The organism is Streptomyces sp. MBT53, assembly GCF_016654115.1.
Lineage (GTDB): Bacteria > Actinomycetota > Actinomycetes > Streptomycetales > Streptomycetaceae > Streptomyces.
The window spans coordinates 1-11,621 of the sequence record NZ_JAEQAZ010000237.1; the positions used below are offsets into that span (position 1 = coordinate 1).

The following is an 11,621-nucleotide window of genomic DNA, read 5'->3' on the forward strand; positions in this document are numbered from 1 at the left end:
CCCGCACCCCCACCGGCGGCCCCGCCCTCACCCTCCGCAACCCGGTCTTCGCCACCGAACGCGAACTCCTCAAACTCGCCCTCCAACGCCCCGAGTTGGTCTCCCCGGCCTTTGACGCGTACGGCGTCGACGAGTTCACCGCCGCGCCCTACGCGGCCGTACGCGAGGCGATCATCGAGGCGGGCGGCGCCGAGTACGGCCTCCAGGATGCCCAGGACTATCTCGTCCGGGTCCGCGAGGCGGCACCGGACGACGCGGTCCGCGCGATGGTCACCGAGCTCGCCGTGGAGGCCATCCTGCGCCGCACGGTCGACGAGAACTACGCGGGCGAGCAGCTCGTCACCGTCCGCCGAAGAGCCGTAGTACGCCGGATCCACGACATCCAGGGCGCGCTCACCCGCCTCGGCAGCCACGGAGACTCGGCGGAACTGGCCGCCGTACAGAACGAGTTGTGGGTTCTCCAGCAGTACGACCAGGCACTCCAGGTGCACGGCGCCACAGCGCTCTGAGCGCGTAGTTACGGAACGGACTCAAAAAGTCACCGCACGCCCCTCGTGGCGGCGATGTGTCGTACTCCACACTGGGTTCCGGTGCCTGAGTCCTCGGAGCGCGGCCGATCCGTCCCCAGCGGGTCCTTCACCCCCGCGGTTCCGCTCATCGAGTACGGGACGGATTGCGGCGAGGCCGCCCACTCCGCCCCTGAAGTACCGCTGCCGTACCCCCTGGCAGCGATCATCCTGGAGGTCGCCCCCGTGCAGACCCAGACCCTCGACCAGACCGAGACCAGCACGACGGACGGCGCGGAACCGGAAGCGGAGACAGACGTCCTCGCGACCGTCCCTCCGCAGAGCCGTGCCGCGCACCACCCGGAAAACGCGGACCCGGAGAGCCCGCCCGAGCTCGAAGAACCGACGGCCGAAGCGGTGGAGACCGCCGAGGCCCCCGAGCCCGACGTACGGCCCCGCAGCCGGGTCGCCGACACCGGCGCGCCCTCCTCGGACCTGTTCCGCCAGTACCTGCGCGAGATCGGCCGTATCCCCCTGCTCACCGCGGCCGAGGAGGTCGAACTCGCCCGCCGCGTCGAGGCCGGCCTGTTCGCCGAGGAGCGGCTCGGCAGCGCCGTCGACCTGGACAGCCAACTCGCCCTCGACCTCGACAAGTTGGTCGTCATGGGCCGGATGGCCAAGCGCCGGCTCATCGAGGCGAACCTGCGGCTCGTGGTGTCCGTCGCCAAACGGTACGTCGGCCGCGGGCTGACCATGCTCGACCTCGTCCAGGAGGGAAACCTCGGCCTGATCAGGGCGGTCGAGAAGTTCGACTACGCCCGCGGCTACAAGTTCTCGACGTACGCGACCTGGTGGATCCGGCAGGCCATGTCCCGGGCCCTCGCCGACCAGGCCCGCACGATCCGCGTCCCGGTGCACGTCGTCGAGCTGATCAACCGGGTCGTCCGCGTCCAGCGCCGGATGCTCCAGGAGCGCGGCTACGAGCCGACGCCGGAGGAGGTGGCCGACCACCTCGACCTCGCGCCGGAGCGGGTCAGCGAGGTGCTGCGGCTGGCTCAGGAGCCGGTGTCGTTGCACGCGCCGGTGGGGGAGGAGGACGACGTCGCCCTCGGCGACCTGATCGAGGACGGCGACGCGACGAGTCCCGTGGAGTCGGCTGCGTTCCTGCTGCTGCGGCAGCACCTGGAAGCGGTGCTGTCGACGCTCGGCGAGCGTGAGCGGAAGGTCGTGCAGCTCAGGTATGGGCTGGCGGATGGGCGTCCGCGCACGTTGGAGGAGATCGGGCGGATCTTCGGGGTGACCCGGGAGCGGATACGGCAGATCGAGTCGAAGACTCTGAACAAGCTGCGGGACCATGCATTTGCGGATCAGCTCAGGGGTTATCTGGACTGATGCCGGGTGCGGGTCCGGTGGGGGCTGGTCGCGCCCCGCGGCGGAGCCGCACATGTACACAGCCCCGCGCCCCTAAAACGCACGGCGTTTTTAGGGGCGCGGGGAACTGCGTGACCAGCCACGACGGACCGTCAGATACAAGACGGGCTAGTCCACTTCCGCCACCGCCTGCGCGAACTGCGCCTTGTACAGCCGCGCGTACGCCCCGTCCGCCGCCAACAGCTCCCCGTGCCCGCCCTGTTCGACGATCGAGCCGTTCTCCATGACCAGGATCGTGTCCGCGTCCCGGATCGTGGAGAGCCGGTGCGCGATCACGAACGACGTACGCCCGTGGGCGAGTTTGGCCATCGCCTTCTGGATCAGTACCTCGGTGCGGGTGTCGACCGAGGATGTCGCCTCGTCCAGGACCAGGATCGTCGGGTCGGACAGGAACGCCCGCGCGATGGTGATGAGCTGCTTCTCACCGGCGCTGACGCCCGTGCCCTCGTCGTCGATGACCGTGTCGTAGCCGTCGGGCAGCGTACGGACGAACCGGTCGGCGTGCGCCGCCCGCGCCGCCTCCTCGATCTCGCCCCGGGTGACCTCCCGCGACGCGCCGTACGCGATGTTGTCGGCGATCGAGCCGCCGAACAGCCAGGTGTCCTGCAGCACCATCCCGATGGTGGCGCGGAGTTCGTCGCGGGACATCCGCGCGATGTCGACGCCGTCGAGGGTGATGCGCCCGCCGGAGACCTCGTAGAACCGCATGAGGAGGTTGACGAGCGTGGTCTTGCCGGCGCCGGTCGGGCCGACGATCGCGACCGTGTGGCCCGGTTCCACCGTCAGCGAGAGGTCCTCGATGAGCGGCTTGTCGGGGTCGTAGCGGAAGGAGACGTGCTCCAGGGCGACCAGGCCGCGCAGTTCCTCGGGGCGCTCGCCCGGCATCGGGTCGGCCGACTGCTCCTCGGCGTCGAGGAGTTCGAAGATCCGCTCGGCGGAGGCGACGCCGGACTGGACCAGGTTCGCCATCGACGCGACCTGGGTGAGCGGCATCGAGAACTGGCGCGAGTACTGGACGAAGGCCTGCACGTCACCGATGGAGAGCGAGCCGGACGCGACCCGCAGGCCGCCCACGACCGCGACGAGCACGTAGTTGAGGTTCGACACGAACATCATCAGCGGCTGCATGACCCCGCTGTTGAACTGCGCCTTGAAGCCGGCCTCGTAGAGCGCGTCGTTCTGCTCGGCGAACAGCTTCGCCGACTCGTCCTGCCGCCCGAACACCTTCACCAGGGTGTGCCCGGTGTACATCTCCTCGACGTGCGCGTTGAGCTTGCCCGTCGAGCGCCACTGCTGCACGAAGTGCGGCTGCGAGCGCTTGCCGATGCGGGTGGCGACGAGGAACGACAGCGGCACGGTCACCAGCGCGACCAGCGCCAGCAGCCATGACACCCAGAACATCATCGCGAGGACGCCGATGATCGTGAGCAGCGAGTTGATCAGCTGGCCCATCGACTGCTGGAGCGTCTGCCCGATGTTGTCGATGTCGTTGGTCGCGCGCGAGAGCACCTCACCGCGCTGCCGCTTGTCGAAGTACGACAGCGGGAGCCGCGACATCTTCGTCTGCACGCTCTCGCGCAGCCGGAACATGGTCCGGTTGACCGCCCGGTTGACCATCCGGGTCGCCACCGCCATCAGCAGCCCGGCCACCATGAACGTGCCCAGCGCGAGCAGCAGCACATGACCCACCGAGGTGAAGTCGATGCCCTTGCCCGGCGTGAAGTCCGTGCTCTTGAGCATGTCCGCGATCGAGTTCTGGCCGCGGTCGCGCATCGCCTGGAGGGCCTGTGCCTTGGTCGTCCCGGCCGGCATCTGCCGTCCGATGATGCCCGCGAAGACCAGGTCGGTGGCGTTGCCGAGGATCTTCGGCCCCACCACGTTCAGCCCGACGCTGATCACCACACACACCAGCAGGATGCCGATGGTCAGCCGCTCCGGCTTGAACTGACTGATCAGCCGCTTGCCGGACACCTTGAAGTCCATCGAACGGGCGTCGGGGCCCGTCCCGGCCATCATCCGCCCCATGGGCCCGGCCATCAGGCAGCCTCCGCTTCCGTGAGCTGGGAGAGCACGATCTCTCGGTACGTCTCGTTGTCCGCCATCAACTCGTGATGGCGCCCCGTCCCCACAACCCGACCTTCATCCAGTACGACGATGCGGTCGGCGTCCCTGATGGTCGCCACCCGCTGTGCCACGATCACCACGGTCGCCTCGGCGGTCTCGTGCGCGAGGGCCGCCCGCAGCGCCGCGTCGGTCGCGTAGTCGAGGGCGGAGAAGGAGTCGTCGAAGAGGTAGATCTCCGGCCGCTGGACGAGGGTCCGGGCGATCGCGAGCCGCTGCCGCTGACCGCCGGAGACGTTCGTGCCGCCCTGCGCGATGGGCGAGTCGAGGCCGTTCTCCAGCCCCTCGACGAAGCCCTTGGCCTGCGCCACCTCCAGCGCGTGCCACAACTCCTCGTCCGTCGCGTCCGGATTGCCGTAGCGAAGGTTGGTGGCGACCGTCCCCGCGAAGAGGTACGGCTTCTGCGGGACCAGGCCGACCGTCTTGGCGAGCAGCACCGGGTCGATGGTCGACACGTCGACACCGTCGACGAGGACCTCGCCGTCGGTCGTGTCAACCAGACGCGGGACCAGACTCAGAAGGGTGGACTTTCCGCTGCCGGTCGAGCCGATCACGGCCGTCGTCTCGCCCGGGCGGGCCACCAGGTCGATGGACTTCAGTACGGGTTCCTCGGCGCCCGGGTAACAGAAGCCGACCCCGCGGACCTCCAGGTGCCCGTGCCGGCGCAGCTCGAAGACGGGGGCCACCGGCGGCACGACACTGCTCTCCGTGTCGAGGACCTCCTCGATGCGCTCGGCGCAGACCTCCGCGCGCGGCACCATCATGAACATGAAGGTGGCCATCATCACGGACATCACGATCTGCATGAGGTAGGCGAGGAACGCGGTCAGATCACCGATCTGCATCCCGCCGCTGTCGATGCGATGGGCGCCGAACCAGACCACCGCGATCGACGACAGGTTCACCGTCGTCATGACCACCGGGAACATCAGTGCGAGTAGATTGCCGGTCTTCAGCTGCATCTCGGTGAGATCGCTGTTGGCCTTCCGGAACCGGTCCTTCTCGTACTCGTCCCGGACGAACGCGCGGATCACCCGGTTGCCGGTGATCTGCTCGCGCAGCACCCGGTTCACCGCGTCCAGGCGCACCTGCATGGCCCGGAACAGCGGGCGCAGCCGGCGCACGATCAGCGTCACGCAGATGGTCAGCGTCGGCACCACCGCGATCAGCACCGCGGACAGCGGCACGTCCAGACCGAGCGCCAGGATGATCCCGCCGACGCACATGATCGGCGCCGACACGAGCAGGGTGAACGTCATCAGGGCCAGCATCTGGACCTGCTGGACGTCATTGGTCGTACGGGTGATCAGCGAGGGCGCGCCGAACTGACCGACCTCGCGGGCCGAGAACGACTGCACCCGGTCGAAGATGGCGCCCCGGATGTCCCGGCCGACCGCCGAAGCGGTGCGCGCGCCGAAGTAGACGGCACCGGTGTTGCAGACGACCTGGACCAGTGAGATCCCGATCATCAGGGCGCCGAACGACAGGATGTAACCGGTGTCACCCTTCACGACACCGTTGTCGATGATGTGCGCGTTCAGGGTGGGCAGGTAGAGGGTGGCGCAGGTCTGCAGGAACTGCAGCAGCACCAGCAGGGCGATGGGTTTCCGGTAGGGCCTGAGATAGGTCCGCAGAAGTCGTATGAGCACGCTGGGTCTCTCGGAGTCGGCGGGTGGGGGGCGGGCGGTGTGCCCCTCGCCCCCATCGTCGGACACTCCACCCGCGTTACCTCAACTGATTAAGCCAACAGCAGTGCCCTTGATGCTGTTATGAACCCTTAAGAGCGGAACGCTCCGATCCTCAGGCGCGGAACGCGCCCGGATGGGTCTGTTCCCGCACGGACACGTACTGCTGGCGCACCGCCTGACCCACGGCCAGTTCGTCCCCCGGCTCCAGCACCTGCGCGACCGGCCCCTGCCAGGGCGGCGGCGTACGCGGGTCCAGCGTCCCCTGCGAGACCCCGAGCGCCCACGCGGCCTGCCGGGCGGCGCCGATCGCCGCGTAGTCGGCGGGCTGCGGTACGACGACCTGCGTCCCGAAGAGCGCGGGCGCCGCGGCCTGCACGGCGGGCAGTTCGGCGGCCGGCCCGAGCAGGAAGAGCCGCCGTACCGACACGCCCCGCCCGCGCAGCACGTCCAGCGCGTCCGCGAGCCCGCACAGCATGCCCTCGAACGCGGCCCGCGCCAGATGCTCCGCCTTCATCGACTCCCGCCGCAGCCCCGCCAGCGTCCCGGCGGTGTGCGGCAGGTTCGGCGTCCGCTCACCCTCCAGATACGGCAGGAACACCAGCCCGTGCGCACCCGGCGTCGACTTCATCGCCAGCTCGGACAGACTCTCCAGATCGGGCAGCCCCAGCAGCTCGGCGGCCCCGCGCAGGGTCCGTACGGCGTTGAGTGTGGTGACGACCGGCAGATGCATCCCGGTCGCGTCGGCCAGCGAGGTGATCATCCCGCTCTGATCGACGAGCGCCTCGTGATGTACGGCCATCACGGATCCGGAGGCACCGAGTGACACGACCGCGTCCCCGAAGCCGATCCCGAGCCCGAAGGCCGCGGCCATCGTCTCGCCGGTCCCGGCGGAGATCAGCAGCCCCTCCGGAGTCGTACCGGCCGCGTCGGACGGGCCGATCACCTCGGGCAGCATGGCCTGGTGACCGAGGGCCAACTCGACCAGGTCGGGCCGGTAACCGCCGCCGGCCGCGGACCAGTACCCGGTCCCGGAGGCCCCACCCCGATCGGTGGTCCGTCTGACCGGCCGCCCGAGGAGCTGCCACACCAGCCAGTCGTGGGCCTGCAACAGGGCAGCCGTACGGCGGGCGTTGTCGGGCTCGGTCCGGTTCAGCCAGCGCAGTTTGGTCACCGGCTGCGCGGCCTGCGGGACACAGCCCACCGCCTGCGCCCACGCCTCGCGACCGCCGAGCGCGTCGATCAGATCGGCGGCGGCCACCTGCGCCCGCTTGTCACCGCCGACCATCGCGGGCCGCACGGTGTTGCCCTGCGCGTCCAGCGGCACCAGCGCGTTCTGCTGCGCGGACACGCCGATGGCCTGCACACCTTCCAGCAGCCCCCCACCGGCCGCCTCGCCCAGCGACAGCAGCCAGGCCTGTGGATCGACGTCGGAGGGCCGCCCGCCGCCCTCGGTCTCGGTTTCGACCGGATGCGGCGCGTATCCCTGCCTGAGCACGGACCCCGTGTCCGTGTCACAGACAACGATGCGAGTGAAATCGGGCGAACTGTCCAACCCGGCGACTATCCCCATGGCGGAAATTCTGCCGTACGGCGGGAGGTGGCGGCGCCGGGTCGGGGCTCCCTAGGTGTTGCTGGTGCCCCAGTCGTCCTCGCCCGTGCCGTTCGCGTTGCGCTCACGCAGGGACCGTACGCGCTGGGCGACCGAGTCGGGGACCCGATCGCCCACCTTCTCGCCGACCGCGTGGTACGCCTTGCCCGCGAACTGGCGGCCCTGCTGCGCCGCCGACTCGGCGGTGTTGCGCACGGCCGGGTTCTGCGCGACCTGGCGTGCCGACTTCTTCAGCTGCTCGTAGCGCTCGCGTCCGGCCCGCGTGCCCAGCACGTAACCCAGAGCCAGTCCGACGACGAACGTGAGCTTGTAGCGCATGACGGCCACCCTTCCCTTGCGTAGTCCCTCGCGGGTCCGTCCCTCGCGGGTCTCCGGCGCGGCATCGGTGCCGGGGGAACCGATTGGCGGAGCACCCCCCTGCTTGCGCTAATGTATGTGTCGCAGCGAGCGCACGCCCCCTGGCGAATACCCGGGTAGGTACGATCGATGCAACGAGGCATTCCCCTGTAGCTCAATTGGCAGAGCAGCCGGCTGTTAACCGGCAGGTTACTGGTTCGAGTCCAGTCGGGGGAGCTTCGGTCTTCCGTAGCTCAATTGGCAGAGCAGCCGGCTGTTAACCGGCAGGTTACTGGTTCGAGTCCAGTCGGGAGAGCCAGGAGTTGGCAGTGCTTGGCGAGTGGACGAGGACCCCGTTGGGGTCCTTTTTCATGTCCCCCGGAACCGCCCGGCGCAGGCCGCAGTCCTCATGGTCGTGCGAAGTCGACCATCCGAGGCAGGAGATCGTATGAGCGGCTATGCTGCGGCAGACGGCGCGCACAAATGTGCGCGACGCGCCGTAATGGGGCGGTAGCTCAGCCGGTTAGAGCAGCGGACTCATAATCCGTCGGCCGTGGGTTCGAGTCCCACCCGCCCCACCTGCGCAGGCTTCTGACCTGCGGAAACGTTCATTTTGTTCTGTCGGATCGTCAACTTTGCCTGAATGGACTGAATCCGCTGCTCGTGGGTTTGGGGTCCGGTGGCGCTCGGGGTAGGTCCCACCCTTCTGACCTGCGGTGGAGTAGGTACTCGCGGTTGCCGCTCGTGGTCCGGGTGACGGCTCTGAGGGGCGATGCCGAGACCCGGGGGCCGTACAGGGGCCGGGGCGGCGCGGTCGGGTCCAGGCACGGTGTCTTGCGGCTGATCCATTGTCCCCTCCGCAGGCGGCTGTTGAGAGGGCGTCTGGCGATGGCCGAGTGGTTAGGGAAACGGCCCGAAGAGGAAACGGCCCGGAACACAGGTGCAGCAGCCTCTGAACGGACTCGACCGCTCTGGCAGCAATGCAGAGGCAGGCAGTGGTGGCCAACTTGCCTGAGCGTGGATCGGCGCCCGCGCTGCATGTTTGCCCTGTGCAGGAAGTTGATCGAGGCCGGGCACGTGCTGTGTGCCCGGCCCCGCGGTTTCAACGGGCTGGTGCTGTCAGGTGTAGTAGCCGCTGGAGTCGATGACGAGGTCGGTGGTGCCGGTGCTGTCGTTGTAGAGGGTGATGGATCCGCTGGTGTCGGTGGGGGTGAGGGTGAGGTTGGCGAGGGTGTCGCCGGTGCCCCAGTTGATGTTGCTGGTGGCGGGTTTGCCGGTGCTGGTGGGGTAGACGGTGGCGTTGCCGCCGGCGGTGGGGCCGGTGATGGTGACCATGGCGGCGATGGTGGGGGTGGTGGTTGTGGTGACGTGCTGGGTGGTGGTGCTGTTGAGGGTGTAGGTGCTGTTGGCGGCGACCGGGGTGGTGGATCCGCCGATGCCGCTGCGGGTGTCGACCAGGCGGGTGGGGTTGATGGTGTGGAATTTCTGGCCGGTGGTGCCGGTGGTGTAGTAGCCGGAGATGTCGGCGAGGACGGCGGTGGCGCTGGCGTGGACGGAGATGGTGATGGTTCCGGAGGTGCCGATGGGGACGTCGCCGGAGAGTGAGGCGATGGCGTTGCCGCTGTTGAAGCTGAGGCTGGTGGCGGCGGTGGGGGCGTATCCGGTGGCGTAGGTCTGGAGGTAGCCGGTGCCGGTGGCGTCGGCGGCGGCGAGGTTGACGGCGACGGCGGTGGCGGCGCTGGGGATGCCGTTCTGGCCGGTGATCTGCAGGGTGAAGGTCTTGTCGGCTGCCACGGTGCCGGTGCTGGTGAGGCTGGTGTGGGCGACGCTGGAGCGGGTGTCCAGAGCGCGGACTGCACTGGTGAGCGGTGTGTAGGTCTGGTCGCCGGTGACGGTGGCGTCGCTGGTGAAGTAGCCGGTGACGTCGACGATGAGGGCTGCGGTGCCGCCGGTGGTGTTGATGTGGGTGTACAGGTCGATCTTGCCGTCGTTGCCGACGGGGACGATCTGGTAGCCGGTCGCGGTGGTGGAGGCGGCGAAGTTGGTGGACGAGGTCTTGGGGCGCTGGGTGCCGTCGGCGTAGGTGGTGACGTAGCCGCCGTCGGTCTGCGCGGTGGCGGTGACGTCGACGGCGACCGCGGTGACCGAGGCCGGGATCGTGGTGGGTGCGCCGCTGACGGGTGAGGTGACGCTGTCGCCCGCGATCTTCAGATGGGTGACGGAGTCGGTCGCGACGGTGCTGGTGCCGGCGGTGACGCCGCTGGTGTAGGTGAGGCCGCTGCTCGTGCGGGTGTCGAGGATGCGGGTGGGGGTGACGGCCTGGTGGTATCCGGCGGGGGTGTAGGGCTGGGCGGGGGGTACGACGGCTCCGGTCCAGGTCTGGACGCGGGCGAGTTCACCAGTGAAGTAGTCGGCGCGGGCGCTGGTGTGCCAGTCGTCGCCGAGCTGGAAGGTGCCGCTGGCACCGGTGCTGGGGGCGGTGTGGCTGCCGGTGGTGACGAAGACGTCGTCGACGTAGAGGTTCATCACGCCGGTGGTCTTGTCGTAGGTGGCGGTGAGGTGGGCCCAGGTGCCGAGGTGGACGGTGCCGCCGGTGACGGTGTCGAAGCTCCAGGCTGTGCCCGCACCGGTGTTGAGGCTGAACTGCCAGCCGTCCGTGGTGGGGATCAGCAGGATTCCCGAGTCCGCGCTGCCGTTCTGGGAGAGGACGGCGCCGCCGTAGGCGGTGGGATCGGCCCAGAGGGACACGGTGAAGGACTTGGTGAGATCCAGGGCTTTGCTGCCCTGCAGGTAGTCGTGGTCGGCGGAGTCGAGGGCGACGTCGGGGTCGAACAGGCCGTCGGTGGGCGCGGTGACGCCGCTGGTGCCGGTGAGGGTGATCGCTGTGGTGGCCGAGTCGTCGGTGGTCAGGGCCGTGGTGTCGTAGTCGTTGAGCGGCCAGTCGTGGGTGTCGGTGCTCAGGGCCTGGCCGGTGAGGGTGGTCCAGGTGGCGATGGTGCCGGACAGTGCCATCTCATGGGCGGTGGTGGTGCCGGCGCTGCTGGTGGTCCACAGGTCGGGTGTGCCGTCGTTGTTGATGTCGGCGGCCTGGAGGGTGGGCTGGCTGGTGGAGTCCCAGCCGGTGGTTGCGGCCTCGACGGAGGTGAGCGTGGCGTCGGTGGCGCCGTTGGAGAGGGAGTCGTAGGTCAGGGTCTGCAGGTTGTCGGGGCTGAGGTACCAGAGCTGACCGTGGGAGGGGTCGCTGGTGTCGGTGCTGGTGTCGCGGGCGAACACGGCCGGCAGGCCGCCCACCAGAGTGCTGGTGATGGTCCAGCCGCTCCAGCCGGTGGTGCAGTTGGTGGTGGTCGCGGTGTTCTGGGCCATGCAGTAGGGGTTGTAGTCGGTCAGGTCGGTGGCCTGGTCGGCACCGGGGTAGAGGCCCGCGCCGACGTTGGAGGGTTCGTCGTACAGAGATCCGTTGATCAGCAGGAGGAGGTCCGGGTAGCCCGTTGCGGCGTCACCGTTGACGGTGTTGTAGAGACCACCGCCGCTGGCGATGGAGGTGGCGGGGGTGGTCGTGACGGTCGTGGTCTCGCCGTCGCCGGTGGTGGTCGTGGTCAGGGCGAAGACGCCGGCGGCATTGGTGATGGGATGGGAGTCGACGGGCTGGAGGTCGGTTCCGTCGCCTTGGCCGCGCAGGATCTCGCCGCTGACGGCGCCGGTGGAGGTGTCGTAGCCGTAGTCGAGGACGTCGTTGAAGCCGGCTCCGGTGAAGAAGTGGCCGGTGATGGCCTGGGTGCCGGTGAAGGAGGTGGCAGCCTGGGTGGTGGAGGCGCCGTTGCCGTCGATGCCGATGTTCCGGGCTACGGGATCCACCTTGCCGCCGCCGGTGCCGGTGGCTTGCCAGAGTCCGGCGGGCAGGGAGTTCTTCCCGCCGGACTCTGGCAAGCC

General features: G+C 69.0%; 6 protein-coding genes, 3 tRNA genes and 1 pseudogene. 5 read left to right on the top strand and 5 right to left on the bottom strand.

Annotated features, from left to right (window positions below; all coding sequences use genetic code 11):
* A pseudogene (locus JHN45_RS45385) lies at positions 1-509 on the top strand (DNA primase); the annotation flags it as partial.
* An 81-nt stretch (positions 510-590) separates the two neighbouring features.
* The gene (locus tag JHN45_RS45390) at positions 591-1,898 is read left to right on the top strand and encodes an RNA polymerase sigma factor (protein WP_200710047.1); all 1,308 of its coding nucleotides are present in this window, start codon (positions 591-593) and stop codon (positions 1,896-1,898) included.
* Between the two features lie 147 nt (positions 1,899-2,045).
* Here the strand turns inward: JHN45_RS45390 and JHN45_RS45395 are convergent, their stop codons facing one another.
* From JHN45_RS45395 to JHN45_RS45410, 4 genes are all read right to left on the bottom strand, one after another.
* On the bottom strand, positions 2,046-3,974 hold the full coding sequence (locus tag JHN45_RS45395) for an ABC transporter ATP-binding protein (RefSeq protein WP_200710046.1): 1,929 nt from the start codon (positions 3,972-3,974) through the stop codon (positions 2,046-2,048).
* Positions 3,974-5,707 carry an ABC transporter ATP-binding protein gene (locus JHN45_RS45400; RefSeq protein ID WP_200710045.1) on the bottom strand — a complete coding sequence of 578 codons (1,734 nt, stop codon included), beginning with the start codon at positions 5,705-5,707 and terminating at the stop codon, positions 3,974-3,976. The genes JHN45_RS45395 and JHN45_RS45400 overlap by 1 nt, the downstream gene beginning before the upstream one ends.
* 151 nt (positions 5,708-5,858) lie before the next feature.
* Positions 5,859-7,316 carry an FGGY-family carbohydrate kinase gene (locus JHN45_RS45405; protein WP_200710044.1) on the bottom strand — a complete coding sequence of 486 codons (1,458 nt, stop codon included), beginning with the start codon at positions 7,314-7,316 and terminating at the stop codon, positions 5,859-5,861.
* Positions 7,317-7,367: 51 nt separating this feature from the next.
* On the bottom strand, positions 7,368-7,673 hold the full coding sequence (locus JHN45_RS45410; protein WP_200710043.1) for a YtxH domain-containing protein: 306 nt from the start codon (positions 7,671-7,673) through the stop codon (positions 7,368-7,370).
* 182 nt (positions 7,674-7,855) lie between these two features.
* Here JHN45_RS45410 and JHN45_RS45415 point away from each other — a divergent pair.
* The 3 genes from JHN45_RS45415 to JHN45_RS45425 all read left to right on the top strand — a co-directional run bounded on the left by JHN45_RS45415 (position 7,856) and on the right by JHN45_RS45425 (position 8,269).
* A tRNA-Asn gene (locus JHN45_RS45415) sits at positions 7,856-7,928 on the top strand.
* A 6-nt stretch (positions 7,929-7,934) separates the two neighbouring features.
* Positions 7,935-8,010, top strand: a tRNA-Asn gene (locus JHN45_RS45420).
* 185 nt (positions 8,011-8,195) lie between these two features.
* A tRNA-Ile gene (locus JHN45_RS45425) sits at positions 8,196-8,269 on the top strand.
* Positions 8,270-8,810: 541 nt separating this feature from the next.
* Here JHN45_RS45425 and JHN45_RS54245 read toward each other — a convergent pair.
* On the bottom strand, positions 8,811-11,621 hold a 2,811-nt coding region (locus JHN45_RS54245), incomplete at its 5' end, for a LamG-like jellyroll fold domain-containing protein (protein WP_307783380.1).